At 63.4% G+C, this 21,795-nt stretch carries 18 protein-coding genes; 14 read left to right on the top strand and 4 right to left on the bottom strand.

Going from position 1 to position 21,795, the window contains the following annotated elements; translation table 11 throughout:
• Positions 1–84 precede the first annotated feature (84 nt).
• The 5 genes from LC343_RS11865 (at position 85) to LC343_RS11845 (ending at position 6,616) form a co-directional block, all read left to right on the top strand.
• A complete protein-coding gene (locus LC343_RS11865; RefSeq protein WP_223477350.1) occupies positions 85–585 on the top strand; it encodes a MarR family winged helix-turn-helix transcriptional regulator in 501 nt (166 codons plus the stop codon).
• Positions 582–2,186 carry an acyl-CoA dehydrogenase family protein gene (locus LC343_RS11860; protein WP_223477349.1) on the top strand — a complete coding sequence of 535 codons (1,605 nt, stop codon included), beginning with the start codon at positions 582–584 and terminating at the stop codon, positions 2,184–2,186. The genes LC343_RS11865 and LC343_RS11860 overlap by 4 nt, the downstream gene beginning before the upstream one ends.
• Before the next feature lie 78 nt (positions 2,187–2,264).
• Positions 2,265–5,729, top strand: coding sequence for a pyruvate carboxylase (gene pyc / locus LC343_RS11855; protein ID WP_223477348.1), 3,465 nt, complete (start codon positions 2,265–2,267; stop codon positions 5,727–5,729).
• A gap of 180 nt (positions 5,730–5,909) precedes the next feature.
• Positions 5,910–6,194, top strand: coding sequence for a FitA-like ribbon-helix-helix domain-containing protein (locus tag LC343_RS11850; RefSeq protein ID WP_223477347.1), 285 nt, complete (start codon positions 5,910–5,912; stop codon positions 6,192–6,194).
• Positions 6,191–6,616 (top strand): type II toxin-antitoxin system VapC family toxin, encoded by a 426-nt coding sequence (locus LC343_RS11845; RefSeq protein ID WP_223477346.1) that lies wholly within the window; start codon positions 6,191–6,193, stop codon positions 6,614–6,616. Before LC343_RS11850 ends, LC343_RS11845 begins: the two co-directional genes overlap by 4 nt.
• Before the next feature lie 3 nt (positions 6,617–6,619).
• Here LC343_RS11845 and LC343_RS11840 read toward each other — a convergent pair whose 3' ends face one another.
• Entirely contained in the window at positions 6,620–6,769 is a 150-nt protein-coding gene (locus LC343_RS11840) for a DUF3309 family protein (RefSeq protein ID WP_223477345.1), read from the bottom strand.
• Between the two features lie 147 nt (positions 6,770–6,916).
• Here LC343_RS11840 and LC343_RS11835 point away from each other — a divergent pair, with 147 nt between their 5' ends.
• Both LC343_RS11835 and LC343_RS11830 read left to right on the top strand, forming a co-directional pair.
• Positions 6,917–7,684, top strand: a complete 768-nt coding sequence (locus tag LC343_RS11835) for a DeoR/GlpR family DNA-binding transcription regulator (RefSeq protein WP_223477344.1) — start codon at positions 6,917–6,919, stop codon at positions 7,682–7,684.
• Positions 7,681–8,895: an MFS transporter gene (locus tag LC343_RS11830; protein ID WP_223477343.1), complete on the top strand. Its 1,215-nt coding sequence runs from the start codon at positions 7,681–7,683 to the stop codon at positions 8,893–8,895. Before LC343_RS11835 ends, LC343_RS11830 begins: the two co-directional genes overlap by 4 nt.
• On the opposite strand, the gene LC343_RS11825 is transcribed toward LC343_RS11830, so the two are convergent.
• Positions 8,885–9,790, bottom strand: coding sequence for a LysR family transcriptional regulator (locus LC343_RS11825; RefSeq protein ID WP_223477342.1), 906 nt, complete (start codon positions 9,788–9,790; stop codon positions 8,885–8,887). The two genes, LC343_RS11830 and LC343_RS11825, sit on opposite strands and share 11 nt — an antisense overlap.
• Before the next feature lie 95 nt (positions 9,791–9,885).
• Between LC343_RS11825 and LC343_RS11820 the strand changes: the two genes are divergently transcribed.
• From LC343_RS11820 to LC343_RS11810, 3 genes are all read left to right on the top strand, one after another.
• On the top strand, positions 9,886–10,869 hold the full coding sequence (locus LC343_RS11820) for an NAD-dependent epimerase/dehydratase family protein (RefSeq protein WP_223477341.1): 984 nt from the start codon (positions 9,886–9,888) through the stop codon (positions 10,867–10,869).
• 224 nt (positions 10,870–11,093) lie between these two features.
• The gene (gene acs, locus LC343_RS11815; protein ID WP_223477340.1) at positions 11,094–13,043 is read left to right on the top strand and encodes an acetate--CoA ligase; all 1,950 of its coding nucleotides are present in this window, start codon (positions 11,094–11,096) and stop codon (positions 13,041–13,043) included.
• A gap of 132 nt (positions 13,044–13,175) precedes the next feature.
• Entirely contained in the window at positions 13,176–13,592 is a 417-nt protein-coding gene (locus LC343_RS11810; RefSeq protein ID WP_223477339.1) for a hypothetical protein, read from the top strand.
• Positions 13,593–13,895: 303 nt separating this feature from the next.
• Here LC343_RS11810 and LC343_RS11805 read toward each other — a convergent pair whose 3' ends face one another.
• Both LC343_RS11805 and LC343_RS11800 read right to left on the bottom strand, forming a co-directional pair.
• On the bottom strand, positions 13,896–15,212 hold the full coding sequence (locus tag LC343_RS11805) for a vWA domain-containing protein (protein ID WP_223477338.1): 1,317 nt from the start codon (positions 15,210–15,212) through the stop codon (positions 13,896–13,898).
• Positions 15,213–15,507: 295 nt separating this feature from the next.
• A complete protein-coding gene (locus LC343_RS11800; protein WP_223477337.1) occupies positions 15,508–15,759 on the bottom strand; it encodes a DUF1674 domain-containing protein in 252 nt (83 codons plus the stop codon).
• Between the two features lie 111 nt (positions 15,760–15,870).
• Here LC343_RS11800 and htpX point away from each other — a divergent pair, with 111 nt between their 5' ends.
• The 4 genes from htpX to purH all read left to right on the top strand — a co-directional run bounded on the left by htpX (position 15,871) and on the right by purH (position 21,760).
• On the top strand, positions 15,871–16,866 hold the full coding sequence (gene htpX / locus LC343_RS11795; RefSeq protein WP_223477336.1) for a zinc metalloprotease HtpX: 996 nt from the start codon (positions 15,871–15,873) through the stop codon (positions 16,864–16,866).
• On the top strand, positions 16,857–18,266 hold the full coding sequence (locus LC343_RS11790; RefSeq protein ID WP_223477335.1) for an RsmB/NOP family class I SAM-dependent RNA methyltransferase: 1,410 nt from the start codon (positions 16,857–16,859) through the stop codon (positions 18,264–18,266). The genes htpX and LC343_RS11790 overlap by 10 nt, the downstream gene beginning before the upstream one ends.
• Before the next feature lie 80 nt (positions 18,267–18,346).
• Complete coding sequence (locus LC343_RS11785; protein ID WP_223477334.1) at positions 18,347–20,041, top strand: heparinase II/III family protein; 1,695 nt, start codon at positions 18,347–18,349, stop codon at positions 20,039–20,041.
• A gap of 102 nt (positions 20,042–20,143) precedes the next feature.
• Entirely contained in the window at positions 20,144–21,760 is a 1,617-nt protein-coding gene (gene purH, locus LC343_RS11780) for a bifunctional phosphoribosylaminoimidazolecarboxamide formyltransferase/IMP cyclohydrolase (protein ID WP_223477333.1), read from the top strand.
• Positions 21,761–21,795: the final 35 nt, after the last annotated feature.

Raw genomic sequence — 21,795 nt, 5'->3', positions numbered from 1 at the left:
GGCAATCGCGCGAGCTTCGTTTGGCGATATTGTTATGGCATATAACAATTATCTCTGATATCGGAAATTCAGGAGGCCGATATCATGATGACAGAGACAGCCGAACTGGCGCCTGATCCCGTATCCGACAGGGTTTTGCGGAGCTTCGCGGGTTACGCGCTCAAGCGCGCATCGAATGCCGTCCAGGCCGATCTGGTGCGGACGCTCGAACCGTTCGGCCTGCGGATGATCACTTTCACCGCGCTGCTCCTGATCGTCGAAAACCCGGATCTCAGCCAGACCCAGCTCGCCGGTGTGCTGGCCGTCGAACGGTCCAATCTCGTCACCATTGTCGACGAACTGGAACAGGCCGGCTGGATCGCGCGCGGACAATCGCCAAGGGATCGGCGCAGCCATGCCTTGCGCGCCACATCGGCCGGCGAACGCCTTTGCACCGCGGCGCGGCGCGCCGTGGAGGCGCATGAGGCCCGGCTGTTCTCTTCGATCGGCGCCGACGGCAAGGCCATGCTGGTCAACGCCCTGGGGCTTGTTGAAAATGCCGGAAACAAGCTGCCGGTCGGCGCGAATTCGGGAGCTGCACGATGAAGCCCTTTTCGACGCCAATCGCCGACATCCTGTTCAGCCTGAACGACATTGCCGGCGCGCATCGCATTGCCGATTGGGATGCCGATCTCGCAGCCGAGCTGGCCGGGCATTTCGCCGCCTTCGCGGAGGGCGAGATCGCGCCGCTCGACGAACCCGGCGACAGCCAGGGCGCAAGGCTCGAGAACGGCCGGGTCCGTCTACCGGACGGGTTCAAACAGGCCTATGCGGCCTATGTCGAACAGGGCTGGCCGGGGCTGACCGCGCCGGAAGACTTCGGCGGACAGGCGATGGGCGGCGCTGTCGCCGCGATCGTCAGCGAGATCTTTTCCGGCGCCTGTCATTCCATGCAGATGGTCGCCGGGCTGGTGCCGGGCGCAATCCGGACGATCATGGCATTCGGAACCGACGACCAGAAGGCGCGAATGATCCCGCCGCTCGCCTCCGGCGAATGGCTGGCGACGATGTGCCTGACGGAACCCGGCGCGGGTTCCGACCTGTCGCGCATCCGGTGCCGCGCGTCCGAAACTGGCGACGGCTGGCGGATCTCCGGAGAGAAGATCTTCATCTCGGGTGGCGATCAGGATGTCAGCGACGGCATTCTGCATCTCGTGCTGGCGCGGACCTCCGATGACGGCATTCGCGGATTGTCGCTTTTCCTCTGCCCGTCGGAAACGGCAGGCGGCGTGCGCAATGCCGTTTCCGTCGCCCGGATCGAGGAGAAGATGGGCCTTCACGCGTCGCCCACCTGCCAGATGGTCTTCGACGGAGCCGAGGCCGAACTGATCGGCAAACCGGGCGAGGGATTGAAAGCGATGTTCACGCTGATGAACCATGCGCGCCTCGATGTTTCCCTGCAGGGCGTGGCGCATGCGTCGCGCGCCATCGATATTGCCCGCGCCTATGCCGCCGACCGTGTCCAGGGCCGGCGTGCGGACGGGTCCCCGGCGACGCTCGACAGCCACGCCGATGTTCGCCGCATGCTCGATGAGACGGAATCGCTGGCGATCGGTGCCCGCGCCATCGCGCATCTGGCCCTTGTCATTCTCGAAACCGGCGAAAATCCGGATCTGGTCGAATTCCTGACACCGGTCGCCAAGGTGTTTTGCTCGCAGGCCGGCATGCGCGCGGCCGAACTCGGCACGCAAATCCTCGGCGGCTACGGCTATCTGCGCGAATACCGGGTCGAGCAGACCTATCGCGATGCGCGGATCACGGCGATCTATGAGGGCGCGAACGGCATTCATGCCGGTGCGCTGGCGTCGCGGGGGCTTCGCGTGGGCACCGGCGCCGATGCGTTTGCCAAATTGATCAGCGGGATCGCCGAGGAAACCGGCGCGGCGTCGCTGGACGAGGCCGCCGATCTCTGGACGACGGCGCGCGACACGGTGCGCGCGGCGGACGATCCGTCCCGTCTGGCGTATGATTTCATGCAGTTGAGCGGACAGGTTCTGTTCCTGGCGCTGTGGGCCCGGATCGCATCGAAAAGCGCCGCGTCGCCCGATCCCGACCGCTACGCGCGCGTCGCATCCTTCGTCGCGCGTCGCGCACCGCATGAGATGCGGGCGCAATTCGGGCGTCTGATGGCCGAGGCCGGCGACTGAACGCAAGCGAGTTTGCGCTGCACAAAAATAGCCGCTAAAGAATCTGTCTGACTTTCACGCCAGACCGGATCCAAAGCCTTGTCCATCAAGAAAATTCTTGTCGCCAACCGTTCCGAAATCGCCATTCGCGTGTTCCGCGCGGCCAATGAACTCGGGATCAAGACCGTCGCAATCTGGGCCGAGGAGGACAAGCTTGCACTCCACCGGTTCAAGGCCGATGAGAGCTATCAGGTCGGGCGCGGGCCGCATCTCGACCGCGAATTGGGGCCGATCGAGAGCTATCTTTCGATCGAGGAAGTCCTGAGGGTTGCGCGCATTTCCGGCGCGGATGCGATCCATCCGGGTTACGGCCTCCTGTCGGAAAGCCCGGAATTCGTCGAGGCCTGCGAAGCGGCCGGCGTCACCTTCATCGGGCCGAAGCCCGAGACGATGCGGGCGCTCGGCAACAAGGTCGCTGCGCGCAATCTCGCCATCTCGGCCGGCGTTCCCGTTGTCCCGGCGACCGAACCGCTTCCCGACGACATGGATGTCGTGAAAAAGATGGCGCTTGAGGTCGGCTACCCGGTGATGCTCAAGGCGTCCTGGGGCGGCGGCGGTCGCGGCATGCGCGTGATCCGCTCGGAAGGCGAGATCGAGCGCGAAGTGCTGGAAGCCAAGCGCGAGGCGCGCGCAGCCTTCGGCAAGGACGAGGTCTATCTGGAAAAGCTGGTCGAGAATGCGCGCCACGTCGAGAGCCAGATTCTCGGCGACACGCATGGCAACGCGGTTCACCTGTTCGAGCGCGACTGCTCGATCCAGCGGCGCAACCAGAAGGTCGTGGAGCGCGCGCCGGCACCCTATCTCAACGCCGAACAGCGCGCCGAACTGGCCGAATACTCGCTGCGCATCGCCAATGCCACGAGCTATATCGGCGCGGGCACCGTCGAGTATCTGATGGATGCCGACACCGGTAAATTCTACTTCATCGAGGTCAATCCGCGCATCCAGGTCGAGCACACCGTGACCGAGGAGGTCACCGGCATCGACATCGTCAAGGCGCAGATCCACATCCTCGAAGGTGCGGCGATCGGCACGCCGGAATCGGGCGTTCCAAAACAGGAGGACATCTTCCTCAACGGCCACGCGCTGCAGTGCCGGATCACCACGGAAGACCCGGAACAGAACTTCATTCCCGATTACGGCCGCATCACCGCCTATCGCGGCGCGACCGGCTTCGGCATTCGGCTCGACGGCGGCACGGCCTATTCAGGCGCGGTGATCACCCGCTTCTACGATCCGCTTCTCGAAAAGGTGACGGCCTGGGCGCCAACCCCGCAGGAGGCGATCAACCGCATGGACCGCGCGCTGCGCGAGTTCCGTATTCGCGGCGTGGCGACGAACCTGACCTTCCTCGAGGCGATCATCGGCCACGAGAAGTTCCGCAACAACACCTACACGACCAAGTTCATCGACAACACGCCGGAACTGTTCGAGCAGGTCAAGCGCGCAGACCGGGCAACCAAACTGGTGACCTATATCGCCGACGTGACGGTCAACGGGCATCCCGAGACCAAGGGCAGGCCGCAGCCGCCGGCGGACGCTGCGCCGCCGATCGTGCCGTGGCCGGGTATCAAGATCCCCGAGGGCGGAACCAAGCGCAAGCTGGACGAACTTGGGCCGGAAGGTTTCGCCAAGTGGCTGCGGGCGGAAAACCAGGTCTATCTGACCGACACGACCATGCGCGACGGCCACCAGAGCCTTCTGGCGACGCGCATGCGCACCGACGATATCGTGAAAATCTCGGGCTGCTATGCGCGGGTGCTTCCGCAACTCCTGTCGCTGGAATGCTGGGGTGGCGCGACCTTCGATGTCGCGATGCGCTTCCTGACCGAAGACCCGTGGGAGCGGTTGGCCAAGATCCGCGAGCAGGTTCCCAACCTGCTGCTGCAGATGCTGCTGCGCGGCGCCAACGGCGTCGGCTACACCAACTATCCCGACAATGTGGTCAAGCATTTCGTGCGCCAGGCGGCCGCCGGCGGGATCGACCTGTTCCGCGTCTTCGACTGCCTGAACTGGGTCGACAACATGCGAGTCTCGATGGACGCCGTGTGCGAGGAAAACAAGATCTGCGAAGCGACGATCTGCTACACCGGCGACATCCTGAATTCCGCGCGTCCGAAATACGACCTGAAATACTATGTCGAACTGGCGGGCGAACTGGAAAAGGCCGGCGCGCACATACTGGCCGTCAAGGACATGGCCGGTCTTCTCAAGCCGGCCGCGGCGCGGGTGCTGTTCAAGGCGCTGCGTGAATCAACCGACCTGCCGATCCATTTCCACACCCACGACACGTCGGGCATATCGGCCGCGACGGTGCTTGCGGCGGTGGACAGCGGCGTCGATGCGGTCGATGCGGCGATGGACTCCTTCTCCGGCAACACGTCGCAGCCCTGCCTGGGCTCCATCGTAGAGGCGCTGCGCGGCACAGAGCGCGATCCGGGGCTCGACGCGGAGTGGATTCGCAAGATCTCCTTCTATTGGGAGGCGGTGCGCAACCAGTATGCCGCCTTCGAAAGCGACCTGAAGGGCCCCGCCTCGGAGGTCTATCTGCACGAGATGCCGGGCGGCCAGTTCACCAATCTCAAGGAACAGGCGCGCTCGCTCGGTCTCGAAACGCGCTGGCACGAGGTGGCGCGCGCCTATCACGACGTCAACATGATGTTCGGCGATATCGTCAAGGTGACGCCGTCCTCCAAGGTAGTCGGCGACATGGCGCTGATGATGGTCAGCCAGGACATGACCGTCGATGACGTCACCAATCCGGACAAGGACATCGCCTTCCCGGATTCCGTCGTATCGATGATGCGCGGCGATCTCGGCCAGCCGCCTTCCGGATGGCCCGAGGACATCCAGAAGAAGGTTCTGAAGAACGAGAAACCTTATACCGACGTACCCGGCTCGCTGCTGCCGCCGGCCGATCTGGACGCGAAGCGCAAGGAAATCGAGGAGAAGCTTGAGCGTGAGGTCAGCGAGTTCGAGTTTGCATCCTACCTGATGTATCCGAAGGTCTTCACCGATTTCGGACATGCCCAGGCCATGTACGGCCCGGTCTCCGCACTGCCGACGCCGGTTTATTTCTACGGACTTGGTCAGGAAGAGGAAGTGCTGGCCGAGATCGAGAAGGGCAAGACGCTCGTCATCCGCTGCCTCGCCGTCGGCGAGACGGACGAGAAGGGCATGGTCACTGTCTTCTTCGAGCTGAACGGCCAGCCGCGCCGGATCAAGGTGCCCGACCGGGCGCATGGCGCAGCCGGCTCGGCCGCACGCCGCAAGGCCGAGCCCGGCAACGAGGCTCACGTCGGAGCGCCGATGCCGGGCGTGATCTCCACCATCGGCGTCTCTGCCGGCCAGGAGGTCAAGGCGGGCGACGTGCTGGTCTCAATCGAGGCGATGAAAATGGAGACGGCCATCCACGCCGAACGCGACGGCACAATCGCCGAAGTCGCGGTCAAGGCGGGCGACCAAATCGACGCAAAGGACTTGCTGGTCGTCTACGAAGGCTGACGGCCGTTACGGATGAAGCGCACTTGGAAAACTTCGAGACTGGAACGTTAACTGCGTGTGTCTTCGTGAAATGATGCGCTCGATCGGCAATACTCAGTGAAATGCTATATACTGCGTTAACAGAGAAGTTTTACAAAATCGAAACTCGATGATATCATCGGTATCAAACCGAGGTTGACAGTGAGCGATCTTCTCATCCGCAATATCCCTGATCATCTGAAGGCCGATATCTCGCGCCGCGCGAGAGAGACAGGCCGCAGCCTTTCCGATGAGGTAAAGGAACTGCTTCGCAAGGGGCTTTTAGCCGATCTGGAGAAGCAGGCTCCGGCTGGCGAAACCGCGTATGACGCGATGCGCAGGGCATTCGCCGGTGCTCATCTCTCCGATGCGGACCATGGTAAGCTGATGGAAGGTGTCGAGGCCGGGCGCGAGGACATGGGCCGAACTGTTCCCGATCCCGGATGATCGTCCTCGACACCAACGTTATTTCGGAGATTGCGAAATCCGTTCCCGACGCAAATGTTGCTGACTGGCTGCGGCGCGTGGATCCGGGGGAGCTCTATCTTTGCGCACCCGTCGTCGCGGAACTGGCCTATGGCGGGCAGCGCATCCGGCTGCGCGATGGTTCAACCCGGTTTCTCGAAGCTCTGGAAGGATTGCTCACCGGGCAATTCATCAATCGCGTGTTGGATTTCGATCAGCACGTGGCGTTTCGATTTGGCGAAATTCGCGCTGCGCGGGAAGCGGCTGGGCGCCCGATTTCCGTTATGGACGCCATGATAGCCGCCATATGCAAAGCGTATGGCGCTAACCTCGCCACACGCAATGTACGTGATTTCGATTTACTCGAAATCGGCGTCTTCAATCCATTTGAAGTCCAACGCTGACTTCTAGATCATCCCCAGCAGCATCAGGATCACGACGATCACCAGGATCGTGCCGACAATGCCGAGCGGGGCGTTGCCGAAGCGTCCGCGCGCGGGGATGGCGCCGATCAGGAGCAGGATCAGGATAATCAGAAGAATAGTGCCGACGGTCATGGCGGTTCCTTTCAACGGGTTGCCAACCCATAACGTCAGGTGAGTTGAAACGGTTCCCACGCCGGTCGGCGCATCGTGATGCGAATTGCTGTTGACTCCGTGTTCTTGCACGTTTATGCGCGTTTCTGCACGATTTAGGAAACCGTCATGAGCATGCTTCCCGGCGAAAGGCTGGACCTCATCGCAAGCCGTCTTCAGGCGGATGGGAAGGTCGTCGCCGTCGATCTGGCGCGCGAGCTCGACGTTTCGGAAGACACGATCCGTCGGGACTTGCGCGATCTTTCCGCACGCGGCCTTTGCCAACGCGTCTATGGCGGCGCGCTGCGTCCCGCCGTTTCCACCGGCACGCTCGACGAACGCTCGCGACAGCAGTCCGAAGCCAAGTCGGCGCTTGCTCGCGCCGCCATCGACTGGATCGCGGAAGGGTCCAGCGTGTTCCTCGACGCGGCGTCGACCAATCTCGCCATCGCCGATGCACTGCCGCGCGATTTCGGCCTGACCTGCATCACCAACGCGCCGCAAATCGCCAGCGCGCTTACGCTGCGCGGCGATTGCGACGTCGTCTCCATCGGCGGCCTGGTGGACAGGACGGTCGGGGCGGCGATCGGCGCGGAAGCCATGAATGCGGCGCGCAATTTTCGTCCGGACATCTGCTTTCTCGGCGCCTGCGGCGTCGATCCACGGGCCGGTATCTCCGCGGTTCACGCCGAGGATGCGAGCTTCAAGCGCGCCATCGCCGGCGCCAGCGCGATGACCATCGTGCCGGTGACGACGGCCAAGCTGATGACGGCGGCTCCGTTTCACGTGCTTGAACTTGCCGATTGCGCCGCCGTTCTGGTCGAGGCGGATGCGCCCGAGGCGGCAGTCGAAGCCTGTCGTGCCGCCGGCGCGAAGATAAGGAGATGCGGACAATGAGCGTGGCAAGCACAACCGGAGACGGTGCGCTGCGCGCGCCACAATACAGGTCCTCGTCGCGCTGGGCGGTTTCGGCCGCCTTTTACGCCAATGGTTTCGTCGTCGGCCACTGGGCACCGAAGATTCCCGTCCTGGCGGAACGGCTGGCAATCAGCGAATCCGTCCTTGGCGCGCTGGTCATCATGTTCGGGGTCGGTGCGCTGATCGCCCTGCTCACGGGCGCGGTCCTGACGACACGTTACGGGTCCGACCGGATCGTGCGATGGACATCGTTCCTTTTGGTGCCGGGCCTGCTGCTGATTTCCCTGTCGCCGAACGTTGCCATCACGGCTTTTTCAATGCTCTGGCTCGGCGTTTTCATGGGCGCGATGGACGGCGCGATGAACGCCAATGCCGTCAGCGTGGAAAAGGCGCGCGGCCGGGCGATCATGTCGTCGTGCCACGGTTTCTGGAGCCTCGGCGGTTTGACGGGTGCGCCGCTGGGCGGCTGGATGCTGTCGCGCTTCGGCGACATGGGCCATTCGATCGGCGTGCTGGTCTTGACCGGAATCCTCGTGATCGGCGCGCAGTTCTTCTATTTCAAGGACGCCAAGCTGCTGGCCGTCGAGGAGAACACGGAGAAGAAGGCATTCTCGTTCGGGCGTATTCTCGCCCTGCTTCCACGCGGTTTCGGTATCTATCTGCTCGGCATCTGCGCGTTCCTTTCCTTCGTGCCGGAGGGGTCCATTCTCGACTGGAGCGCTCTCTACCTTGCCAAGGATCACGGCGCACCCGTGGCGATCGCGGGTTATGCCTTCGCGGCGTTTTCCGGGACAATGGCGCTGATGCGCTTCCTGGGGGACGGCATCCGAGACCGGTTCGGCGATGGACGGACGTTCCTCGTCTCGGCGCTGATCGCCAGCATCGGCTTTGCCTTCGCCGGCCTGTCGGAGGGTCTGCCGATGGTGATTGTCGGCTTCCTGATCTGCGGCCTTGGCCTTGCCAACATGGTGCCGATCGTCTTTTCGGCCGGTGGCCGGTTTCCGGGCATTGAACCGGCCATCGGGATCGGGATCGTCACCGCCTTCGGGTATTCGGGCGCGCTGACGGCGCCTGCGGTTCTCGGCTTCGTCGCGGAGCATTTCGGCCTCGCGGTGATCTTCGCCGCTTTCTCCGTGGTGCTGATCGCGACCGCCGCCCTTTCGCTCTCATTGCGCTCGCTCAGGATCTGAGTTCGCCGAGCGGCAGGGCCGAGAACCGTTCGGCCAGGAAATCATAGACGCGGCGCACCTTGGCGCTATGGCGTAACTCGCGATGCGAACAGAGCCAGTAGGGCAGCGGGTCGATCCGCAATTGCGGCAGGATGCGCACGAGCTCGGGCGCCCGGGCCGCGATGGCCACCTGCGCGAAGCCGATCCCGGCACCCGACCGCAGCAACTGCCATGACGCGATCGGATGGTCGGTCCGGAAGGTGAATGCCGAGCGCTCGCATGTCATGCCGAGAGCAGCCATTCCGCGCAGGACCAGGTCGCCCCTGTCCTGGCCGATGATGCGGTGGGAAAAGACGTCGTCAGGCCCGCTCGGCGTGCCGTGTCTCGCGAGATAGTCGCGATGCGCGAATGCGCCCATGGCGGCCTCGTTGACCTTGCGGACGATCAGGTCGTTCTGGACCGGGCGAACCATCCGCACCGCGATATCGGCATCACGGGCGATAAGGTTCTGCACCGAGTCGCTGGCGACGAGTTCTATCTCGAGCGCGGGTTCCTCCTCGGCGAGCGCGACAAGCATGTCGGGCAGAAGGAAGGTCGAGACGACTTCGGACGCGGTAATGCGGATCGTGCCCTCGACGGCGGTCTCCCTGCCGGCGGCTGCCATCGCGAAACTGTCGGCACCAGCCTGCATGGCGCGGGCTTCCGCTGCCAGCGCGAGGGCGTTTCGGGTCGGCGTCATGCCGGACCGGCCGCGTTCGAACAGCACCAGGCCGGTCAACGTCTCCAGTTCGTCGACATGGCGTCCGAGCGTCGGTTGCGAGGTTCCGGTCGCGGAAGCCGCACCGGAAAGCGTCCCGGCGTCGAGCACGGCGAGGAAACTCTTGATCAGGTTCCAGTCGAAGCGACGATCATCCATTCAATAATGAATAGCATAGATCAATTCTCATTCATATTCATTCGTTCATGAATTTCCTAGATCGTCTGCATCAATCGAATCCAAGGAGACGGATCATGCAGACAGTTGCAATTCTCGGAGCCGCCGGACGCAATGGCGACGCGGTGGCAAGGGCGTTTCTCGATGCCGGCTGGCGTGTGCGCGGCGTCGCGCGGGGCGCGAAGGTGAAGACTTTGGCGGCCGGCGTCGAGCCGGTGTCGGCGGATGCATTCGACCGGGATGCGCTGATCGCCGCCTGTGCGGGCGCCGATGTCATCGTGCACACGCTCAATCCGGCCTATGACGACTGGACCGACACGATCATCCCGCTGGCCGAAAACGTCCTGGCGGCGGCCGAAGCGGCGGGCGCGACGATCATGATCCCCGGCAATGTCTACAATTTTGGCTACACGATCCGGCCGGATACGGATGAAGACGCGCCGTTTTCCGGCGACACCGAAAAGGCCCGGCTGCGCATCGCGATGGAAGCGCTCTACGAGCGCGCAGCGCGGCAAAAAGGCGTCAGGACGATCATCATCCGTGCTGGCGATTTCTTCGGCGGCACACGGCCGGAAAGCTGGCTCGACCTGATGATCCTGAAGGACCTGAAGAAGGACAGGATGACATGGCCCGGCCCCTGGAACCTTGTCCATGCCTTCGCCTATCTGCCGGATCTCGCGGAGACCTTCGTGCGGGTCGCCGAAAGGCGCGGGGAAACGGATCCGTTCACGGTCCTGCATTTCCGTGGCCATGCCGTGACCGGCGAAGAGATGCATGCGGCGGCCGAGAAGGCGGCAGGCCGTCGGCTGAAGCGCGCGAACACGCCCTGGATCCTGCTGCGCGCCATCGGCCTTTTCAATCCCGTCCTGCGGGAGATTGTGAAGATGTCCTATCTCTGGCGCGTCCCGCATTCGTTGGCGAATAGCAGGCTGGAAGCGCTGATCGGCCCCGAGCCGCACCGCCCGCTCGAAACCGCACTGGCCGAGGCCATCGCCGACATGAAACTCGACCGTCCGTCCGCGGCAGGGACCGGGCCGGCGCAGCGCACCGTTGTTGCCTGAGCCGGATTCGCGGTCGGCCGCCCGGATTGACGTGGCGCACTGCAAGGTAAACTTGCGGTGCGTTTTGCCACATGTTTCGCCCATGGATGAGCGCCCTTGGTCTAATTTACCTATGGACTCACTTCGCTATAAACCGCACACAATACGGGTACTTGGGCATGGAGGAGGCGTATTCCGTGCCTGCCCAAAACGTCGAAATCCTAGGAATCCCGGGGAGGTAATGAATGTCCAGTCCTGTCTATCGAGTTTTGCCGGACGCCAAGAAGCGCGCGCTGATCGACGATGACAAATACCTGAAATGGTACAAGCAGAGCATCAGTTCGCCGGACAAGTTCTGGGCAAAGCACGGCAAGCGCATCGACTGGTTCAAGCCCTACACGAAGGTCAAGAACACCTCTTTCAAGGGCAAGGTCTCGATCAAGTGGTTCGAGGACGGCGTCACCAATGTTTCCTACAACTGTATCGACCGTCACCTGAAAAAGCGCGGCAACCAGACGGCGATCATCTGGGAAGGCGACAATCCCTACGATGACAAGCACATCACCTATAACGAGCTCTATGACAAGGTCTGCCGGCTCGCCAATGTGATGAAGTCGAACGGCGTCAAGAAGGGCGACCGCGTCACCATCTACATGCCGATGATCCCCGAGGCGGCCTTCGCGATGCTCGCCTGCGCGCGCATCGGCGCGATCCATTCGATCGTCTTCGGCGGTTTCTCGCCGGACGCGCTCGCCGGGCGCATCGTCGATTGCAAATCCAACTTCGTCATCACGGCCGATGAGGGATTGCGCGGCGGCAAGAAGATCCCGCTCAAGCACAATACCGACCTTGCCATCGAGATCGCGGAGCGCGAGGAAGTGAAGGTCGACAATGTACTCGTCGTCCAGCGCACCGCCGGCAAGATCGAGTGGTTCGAGGATCGCGACATCTGGTACCACGAGGCGATCGCCAGCGCGAAACCGGATTGCCCGCCCGCCAAGATGAAGGCCGAGGATCCGCTGTTCATCCTTTACACTTCGGGCTCGACCGGCAAGCCGAAAGGCGTGCTGCACACGACCGGGGGCTACCTCGTCTATGCGTCGATGACGCATGAATATGTCTTCGACTACCACGAGGGCGACGTCTACTGGTGCGGCGCGGATGTCGGTTGGGTCACCGGCCACTCCTATATCGTCTACGGACCGCTGGCGAACGGCGCCACGACGCTGATGTTCGAAGGCGTCCCGACCTATCCGACGCCGTCTCGCTTCTGGGACGTCATCGACAAGCACAAGGTCAACATCTTCTACACCGCACCGACCGCGATCCGCGCGCTGATGGGAGCGGGCGACGAGCATGTGAAGAAGTCGTCGCGCAAGACGCTGCGCACGCTGGGTTCGGTCGGCGAGCCGATCAATCCGGAAGCCTGGGAATGGTATTACAATGTCGTCGGCGAGAAGCGCTGCCCGATCGTCGATACCTGGTGGCAGACCGAGACCGGCGGCATCATGATCACGCCGCTGCCGGGCGCGACCAACCTGAAGCCGGGCTCGGCAACGCGGCCCTTCTTCGGCGTTCAGCCGCAGCTGGTCGATGCCGATGGCGATGTGCTGGAGGGAACCGCCGACGGCAATCTGTGCATCATCGATTCATGGCCGGGTCAGATGCGCACGGTCTATGGCGACCATGATCGCTTCGTGCAGACCTATTTCTCGGCCTACAAGGGCAAGTATTTCACCGGCGACGGCTGCCGGCGCGATGCCGACGGCTACTACTGGATCACCGGCCGCGTCGATGACGTGATCAACGTGTCCGGGCACCGCATGGGCACCGCCGAGGTGGAATCCGCCCTGGTGAGCCACGACGCCGTTTCGGAGGCCGCGGTGGTGGGCTATCCGCACGACATGAAGGGTCAGGGCATCTATTGCTACGTGACGCTGATGGAAGGGACCGAAGGCTCCGACGAAGTGCGCAAGGAACTGGTCAAGCATGTGCGCACCGAGATCGGTCCGATCGCCTCGCCGGACAAGATCCAGTTCGCGCCGGGACTTCCGAAGACCCGTTCCGGCAAGATCATGCGCCGCATTCTGCGCAAGATCGCCGAGGACGATTTCGGCGCACTCGGCGACACCTCGACGCTCGCCGATCCCTCGGTGGTCGACGACCTGATCGAGAATCGCCAGAACAAGCGCTGATCCGCGCTCGCGTCGGCACCGGCCTTGTGACCTCAAGCACAGGCGGCCTCGGCCGCCTGTGTCATTTTCGTCTCCAACAGACAACGTGAATCCGTAGGCGCAGGCCTCGAGGTTCGTTTCATGGAGACGACAATGAAAAAATTCATCCTTGCCGCGGTGTTCGCCGCGATATCGACCGGCGCAATGGCCGGAGGCAATTTCCAGCAGGGCGGATCGGGACCGTTCGACGTCAAGTCGGCGATGCTCGCGATCAAGTCGCCGGCGACGAATGCCTGCCCGGCAAACGCCAAATTGAAGGCGTGGATCTACACGACCAAGGCCGGCCCGGTTCGCTACATGATGATCCGCCACGGCCAGGGCGCCGGTCCGATCCAGACGGTGATGGCCAAGAAAATCAACGGGAAATATGTCGCCGAGATCTCGCGGACGCTTTCCATTCACCACAAGATCGACGCGAAATACCGGATCGCGGCGCGCGGCGCGGGCGACTACCGGTTCTCGAACTGGGTGCCGCTGAAAGCGAATTGCACGATCCCGTTGGGTGGCTGACGCACCGCCCGGACCGTCTGCCTGACGGATTTCGGCCAACCCCTTGCGAAATCGGAGATGTGCCTTCACATTAGGCTTGTCTTCAACAATCGAAAGGAGGTGATCCGATGTCGAGTGGTTCTATGGTTCCGGTGCGGTCTATGCGGGTCTCACTCCGTCGGAGCAGCCTCTGACGGACAGCGATGTCCCGTGCAGCCGGATTGGCGCGGAAGCGCCGCGGTCTGACGACCGACCGGCACCCGGAATTGCGAAGGCCGCCCTCTCGGGCGGCCTTTTCATTTCGTTGCATTGCACGCCTGCCGGTCAGTTGACCAGCCGCAGGCCCTTGATGTCGCGCGCGATCTCGAGGAACGCGGCTTCCAGGCTGTCTTCGTTCGTCGCGTTGTAATAGTTCTTCGACCCGTTGGAGGACGAAGCACAATTCTTCATCAGCGATTCGGCGGAGGAACCGGCTGCGAAGGCGATCGAATAGACCTTGATGCCGCTGTTCTTCATCGCGCTGCACAGGCCGAGCGCGTAGTCCTCTGACAAGTTGGTGCCATAGCTCGAGCAGGAGTGACCGTTCGACTCGAAGGTGTTGAACTCGCCATCAGTCATGATGATGGCGTATTTGCTGGTGCCCGGCTCGTCGAAATCGGCCGCCTTTGAATCCGTTGGCCATGCCGAGTTCCATTTCGAGGACATCATGTAATAGGCCCAGGCGATGGCGATATGGCCCGCTGTGCACCCGTCGGCTCTGAAGCTGTCGATCCGGTTGTTGAGCGTGCTCTGGCTGGCGGTCAACGGAAGGATCTTGGCGTTCGGGCAGCTATATTCGGACGAACCGATCTTCGCGGACGGGCTTGCGAAGGCATCCGTGAAGCGTTGCGGCCCGGTGCGTTCGCGCACGCAGTCCGGATATGTCGTCTCGGTCCAGCAGTTCTGGTTCCACCACCAGCCGCTGCAATAGGTTTTGGTGACGCCTGTGGTCGAAATCTTGTCGATCACCGGTTCCGCGTTGACCGCCTCCGAATAGGGGACGAGTCCGACGCGGATTCGGTCGCCGCTGTCCATATCCTCGAACAGCGTCTTGACGCCGAGCTTGGCTGCATCCTTGAGCGCGGACAGCTTCGTCGGCGAGTAACGGCCGCCGATCTTGCTGTCCATCGAGCCGGTGACGTCAAGCGCCATGACGACCTCGACCTCCGTGTTCGAGAACTGGGCCTTGGATGTCGCGTCGATGCGGTGATTGTCATAGCCGACGATACCCGTGAAGGTCATCGGCATGAGCGTGTGCGCCTTGACCTCGAGCGAGCGGTTGACCTTGTCCACCTTGATGGAATCGATATCGACCGTTTTTGCGGTGATGTTGCGCTCGTCGAGATTGGCGTCGATGTATTTCCGCACAGCGGTTTCGGCGTCTTTCAATTCGATGTCGCCAAGCGTCAGCCCCTGCGTCGTCGCCAGAACGGCCGCATCGACGGCGAAGACAAGCTTGTTGTGAACCTGGAACATTCGCGCCACGTCGATCGCCAGCGCGGACCCCATGAGAAGGGTTGTTCCCATCACGACGAACATGGTGGCGAAGTTCCCGCGCTTGTCGCGGGCGAAATCCTTGAGACAGTTCAATACGGTGCGCACGGCCAATCTCCTGCTAGGCTTGGTTTCGGTGTCCGCCGGGCGGACTCCATGCCTCTTGGCGCGCAAAATAGGGTGCACTTCGTTTTCGGATGGCTAATTTCGGCGGGCTTGAGGGAATCGATTATCAAACGCGCTAAACGCGGGGTTAACGCATAAGCCCGAATTCGCGTGACAGCGTTTAGAACCGCGAAATCATTGGCCGGAATTCGTTGGAATCGCTTGCTTTATCGGATCCCTGTGGGCACCGGAATCGGCGCCCGGTCTCCCGTTCCGGGACAGAGTCCGCAAACGGCGCTCAGAAGTCGACGGCTATGCCCTTGACCTCCCAGTCCCCGTATCGGGCCGGATCCTTGCCGCCACGCCCGCCGATTTCGCGGCGGCGCTTTTCCTCGGCGGCGGCCATTTCGGCGCGGCGCGCCTCGGCCTCGGCGAGTGCGCGACGTGCCGCCGGTGGCAGCATGTCCGGTGTCTTCGCCGGCGCGGATTCGGAGCCGGTTTCGCCGACGGCCGTTTCGTCCGCTCCGTCCTTGTCCATGTCGTCGCTCATCCTATCCGTCCGGCCATGCCGCTTTGCCGTTGAAAATGCGCCTCGGCGCACACACTATTATAAGCCTGACAAGGCCCGAGTCCAACGGGCACCGGACATGGAGACCGCGCGATGAACATGATGAAAACAGCGATGCTGATCGCCTTCATGACCGCCCTGTTCATGGCCATCGGCTATATGATCGGCGGCACGGGCGGCATGATGATCGCCCTCGTCATAGCGCTTGCGATGAACGCCTTTTCCTACTGGAATTCCGACAAGATGGTGCTGCGCATGCACAATGCCGTCGCCGTCGACCGGAAGAACGCGCCGGAATATTACGGAATCGTCGAAAGCCTGGCCGACCGCGCCGGCTTGCCCATGCCCGCGGTCTACCTGATCAAGAACGACCAGCCGAACGCCTTTGCGACGGGCCGCAATCCGCAAAACGCCGCCGTCGCGGCAACCACCGGGCTGCTCGAACGCCTGAGCCAGGAGGAGGTCGCCGGCGTGATGGCGCATGAGCTGGCGCATATCCAGAACCGCGACACGCTGACCATGACGATCACGGCCACGCTCGCCGGTGCCATTTCGATGCTCGGCAATTTCGCCTTCTTCTTCGGCGGATCGCGCGACAACAACAACCCGTTCGGCTTCATCGGCATTCTGGCCGCGATGATCGTCGCGCCGTTTGCGGCGATGATCGTGCAGATGGCAATTAGCCGGACGCGCGAATATTCCGCCGACCGGCGCGGCGCGGAAATCTGCGGCAATCCGGAATGGCTGGCGAGCGCCCTCGCCAAGATCGCCTCGGCGGCCGGGCGAACGGTCAATGTCGCAGCGGAACGCAACCCGGCGACCGCGCATATGTTCATCATCAATCCGCTGAACGGCCAGCGCGCCGATAGCCTGTTCTCGACGCATCCGGACACGGAAAACCGCATCCGCGCCCTGATGGCGATGGCCTCCGACATGGATGGTCGGGTCGACAGGGCGCAACCCGCGCCTCAGCCGGTTGAGCCGCAGCCCGAGCGGCCTTCGTCGCGCCCCGCGCGGTCCGGCTCTTCCGGCATACCCAAAACAGGCCGCAAATGGGGCCGTGGCGGCGACCAGGGACCATGGGGTTGAGCGCGCCGGCCGGCAGGCGGAAAACCAGGCCGCGCGCAAAGTCCGCGCCGTCCACGCAAACCGACAAACCGGGACTTGCGGCACGCCAGGCCGCGCACCGCATTCTCGGCGCCATTCTCGACGCGAAGGCGTCGATGGACGGTCTCACCGACGAGGCGCACGGTCATCCGCATTACCTCGCGCTGGAACCGCGCGACCGGGCGCTGGTCCGCGCCATATTGCTGACCGCGCTGCGCCATTGCGGCGATCTCGACGACACGATCACGCGCTTTACGGAAAAGCCGCTGCCAGCCGGCGCGACGGCCCTGCACGCCATCCTGCTTGCCGGTTTCGCGCAGATCCTGTTTCTCGACGTGCCGGATCACAGCGCCGTCGACCTCGCGGTCGCCTCGGCGCAGGCGGATCCCCGTTCGCGGCGCTTCTCCGGTCTGGTCAATGCGTTGCTGCGGCGCGCCGCGCGCGAGAAGGAGACATTGCTCACGCGTTACGCGACCGCGCCCGTGCGCGCGCCCCAATGGTTCGCCGACCGTCTGGCCGCGATCTATGGCCCGGAGAGGGCGGCCGCCATCGATGCCTGTCATCGGCTGGAAGCGCCGATCGACCTGACTCTGAAAGCTGCGGAGCGCGACAAGGTGGAGGCGTGGGCCGAGCGGCTCGGCGCTATCGTCCTGCCGACCGGGTCGCTGCGGCTTGGAGGCCTGAGCCGCGATCTCGTTTCGCTCGACGGGTTCGACGACGGAGCCTGGTGGGTGCAGGACGCGGCGGCCGCCATGCCGGCGCGCCTCTTCGGGGACCTTTCCGGCAAGACGGCGCTCGATTGCTGCGCCGCGCCGGGCGGCAAGACCGCGCAGTTGGCGGATGCCGGCGCAAGCGTGACCGCGCTCGACATGTCGGCGAACCGGCTCAAGCGGCTGTCGGCCAATCTCGATAGGCTGGGGCTTTCCGGCAGTTGCCATACGGTCGCGACCGATATGTTCGCCTTTGCGCCCGACGAGTTGTTCGACGCCGTGCTTCTCGATGCGCCGTGTTCCTCGACCGGAACGGTCCGCCGCCATCCGGACGTGCCGTTCACCAAGTCGCTTGCTGATATCGCGAAACTCGCCGATCTGCAGGCGCGGATGCTCGACAAGACGGCGGAATTCGTCGCGCCCGGCGGCATGATCGTCTTCTCCAACTGTTCGCTCGACCCGGACGAGGGCGAGGCCGTGGCGCGCGGCTTTGCCGGCAAGCGGACGGATTTCGAAATCGTCCCGATCCGGCGCGAGGAAGCGCCGGGGCTGGAGGATGCGATCACGTCCGACGGGTTCCTGCGGCTGACGCCCGCGCATCTCGATCTTGGCGATCCGGCGATCAGCGGCGTGGACGGGTTTTTCGCTGTCCGCTTCCGGCGTCTTGCCTAGTGTTCGAAGAAGCCCCTTGATTGTACAGTGTGGCGAATCGATAAACTTCGATTCGTCATGACTGGCGGGATGGAGAACTTTTGGGCCGACCCACATTGATGAACGATCCCGGCTATTGGCTGTCGGGCGTTCGTATCTTTTGGTCCGGATTGCGTCACCGCATCCAGAAGGGCCCGGTATTTGCCTGGCGGTTCATAGGACCGGTGCCGGAACGGCTGGTCATGGTCCCTCCAGACCTGCGCCCCACCGACCCGCTCGTCGCCCGCGATATCTATGAGGGCCGCTATTCCTTTGCCGGTCGGGTCGTCGATACCGGCGGCGCGTCGCCCTTTTCGGTGACGCCTCCATCCATCGGATGGGAGGACTCGCTCCACCAGTTCCGATGGCTCCGCCACATGAAGGGCGCGCAGAGCGACCTTGCATCCAACAATGCGCGCGCGCTGGTCAATGACTGGATCCTCAGCCACGGGCGCAATCTCTCGGGCAATGCCTGGAAGATGAAGGTGACCGCGGCGCGCGTCATTGCATGGATGCAGTATTCGCGGCTGCTTCTGATCGACAGCGATGCGGTTTTCTACCGGCGGTTCATGGGATCGCTGGCGCGGCAGGTCCGTTATCTGCGTGGGCTCGCTTCATCGACGAATGACGACCTCGACGCCCTGAATGTGCGCATCGCGCTCGCCTACGCCTCGCAGGTCCTGCCGCCGTCGGCGCGGTTCGAAAAGGCGGCGTCGAAAAACCTCGAGAACCAGTTGCGCCTGCAGATCCTGCCGGACGGCGGACACGCCAGCCGGTGCCCCGATGTGCTGCCCGGCTTGCTCGCCGACCTGCTGCCGCTGGCGCAATGCTACGTCTCCGCGTCGAAGCCGGTGCCGCAGGAACTGGTCCGCGCGATCGACCGGATATTTCCGGCGCTTCGGTTCTTCCGCCATGCGGATGGCCATATCGCACTGTTTCACGGAGCGGGCGGCACCAATCTCAACCTGACGGCTGCTGTTCTCAGGCACGACCAGAACGGTGCGCAGCCGCTCGGCCACATGCCGCATTCGGGCTACCAGCGGCTCGCGCGGGGCGGCACGATCATCCTTGCCGACACCGGTGTTGCGCCGTCCGGCGCATACGCCTTCGGCGGTCATGCGAGTTGCCTCGCCTTCGAAATGTCGAGCGGGCGGCAACGCCTGATCGTCAATAGCGGCATCGATGGCCTGCGTCGCGAACGTTATCGCGAAATGGCGCGCATGACGGCGGCGCATTCGACACTCGTTCTGGACGACACGTCCTCGGCACGCTTCGCGGGCATCGCGCGGTCTCCGGGTGATCGCCCGCCACGGATCGTGTCCGGCCCGTCCACCGTTCGCATCGAGCGTCGGGAAGACCCGGCGAAGCCGGGATTCGCGGCCCAGCATGACGGATATCTGCGCCAGTTCGGCCTGTGGCACGAACGCGCCATTTCGCTGCATGACGACGGAACGCGCGTCGACGGCCACGACAGACTGATCCATCCGGGCCGGCAGGGCGTCGATCATCAGTACCAGTTCGATATCCGGTTTCATCTGCATCCGGTCGTTCATGCCTCGCGCGAGGATGCTCGAACGATCCACCTGTCGACCGACCAGGGCGAGAGCTGGCTCTTTTCGGCCAACAGGGGCGACGTGACGCTGGAGGATTCGGTGTATTTCGCCGGCATCGCCGGCCCGGTCCGATCGCGTCAGATCGTGATCGCCGATTTCTGGCCGCAGACCGACACGGTCGAGTGGATCATCCGCAAGGTCTGACGGTCCATCTTTCACTGCAAAACGGGCCCCTGCGATAGGCAAGGCGCACCCGTCATGCTAGCAGCGGCGGCAATTGCTTCCCTGTTACCGAAAGTTCGACTTATGGCCGTCGTTTCCAAGAAGATTCCCGCTCCCGACCGCGTGACGGTACGCCGTGCGCTTCTGTCCGTATCCAACAAGGATGGATTGATCGATCTCGCGCGCGACCTCGCCGGGCGCGGCGTCGAACTGGTTTCGACGGGCGGCACGCGCAAGGCCATCGCGGATGCAGGGCTCCCGGTCGTCGATGTTGCCGAGGTGACCGGGTTTCCGGAAATCATGGACGGGCGCGTGAAGACGCTTCACCCGTCCGTGCATGGCGGATTGCTCGCCGTGCGCGACGATCCCGAGCACCTCGCCGCGATGGAGGCGAACGGGATCATGCCGTTCGACCTCGTGGTCATCAATCTTTACCCCTTCGAGGCGGTGGTCGCGGCGGATTCGGATTATCCGACCACCATCGAGAATATCGATATCGGCGGTCCGGCGATGGTGCGCGCATCCGCGAAGAACCACGCCTATGTCGCCATCGTCACCGATCCGGCGGATTACGGCGAAGTGACCGCCATGTTGGAAGTCAATGACGGCGCAACGACGCTCGACGAGCGCAAGCGGCTGGCCGCCAAGGCGTTCCAGCGCACCGCCAGCTATGACGCGATGATCTCCTCCTACATGGCGGAGCAGCTTTCGCTTCCGCCCGTCAGCCGCAACCATGCGACCGGCGGCACGCTTTCGCTCGCCATGCGCTATGGCGAAAATCCGCATCAGGCGGCGGGGCTCTATCTCACCGGCGAAAAGCGCCCGGGCGTCGCCACCGCCACCCTTCTGCAGGGCAAGGCGCTCTCCTACAACAACATCAACGACACCGACGCGGCCTATGAACTCGTCAGCGAGTTCGACCCGGCGAAACCGGCCGTCGCCATCATCAAGCACGCCAATCCGTGCGGCGTCGCGACCGGCGACACGCTGGCCGACGCCTATCGCAAGGCGTTTTCCTGCGATCAGACCTCGGCCTTCGGCGGCATCGTCGCCCTGAACGGCACGCTCGATGCGGAAGCCGCCGAGGAGATCGTGAAGATCTTTACCGAGGTGATCATCGCGCCGTCCGTCACCGAGGAGGCGGCCGCGATCGTCGCGGCGAAGAAGAACCTGCGCCTCCTGACGGCGGGCACGCTTGCCGATCCGCGCGCCGGCGGCGTCTTGGTGAAATCGGTTGCGGGCGGCTTCCTCAAGCAGGAGCGGGACAACGCCGTCGTCGATGATCTCGATCTGAAATGCGTGACCAAGCGCCAGCCGAGCGAAGCGGAACTCGCCGACATGAAATTCGCCTTCCGCGTCGCCAAGCACGTCAAGTCGAATGCCATCGTGTATGTCCGTGATGGCGCGACCGTCGGCGTCGGCGCCGGCCAGATGAGCCGGGTCGATTCCGCACGCATCGCCGCGCGCAAGGCGGAGGACGCGGCCGAGGCGCTCGGTCTTGCCGAGCCGCTGACGAAAGGCTGCGTGGTGGCGTCGGACGCCTTCTTCCCCTTCGCGGACGGGCTTCTCTCCGCCGTCGAGGCAGGCGCGAAGGCGGTTATCCAGCCCGGCGGTTCGGTGCGCGACGACGAGGTGGTTGCCGCTGCCGACGAACACGGCATCGCCATGGTCTTCACCGGCGTCCGCCACTTCCGGCACTAGTGCAATTCAGGTCTGGATTGAAACACCTGCATCGC

The organism is Oricola indica, from assembly GCF_019966595.1.
GTDB classification, from domain to species: Bacteria; Pseudomonadota; Alphaproteobacteria; order Rhizobiales; family Rhizobiaceae; genus Oricola; species Oricola indica.
Note: the sequence above shows the minus strand (reverse complement) of the source record. Positions and strands in the feature narration are given on the sequence as shown.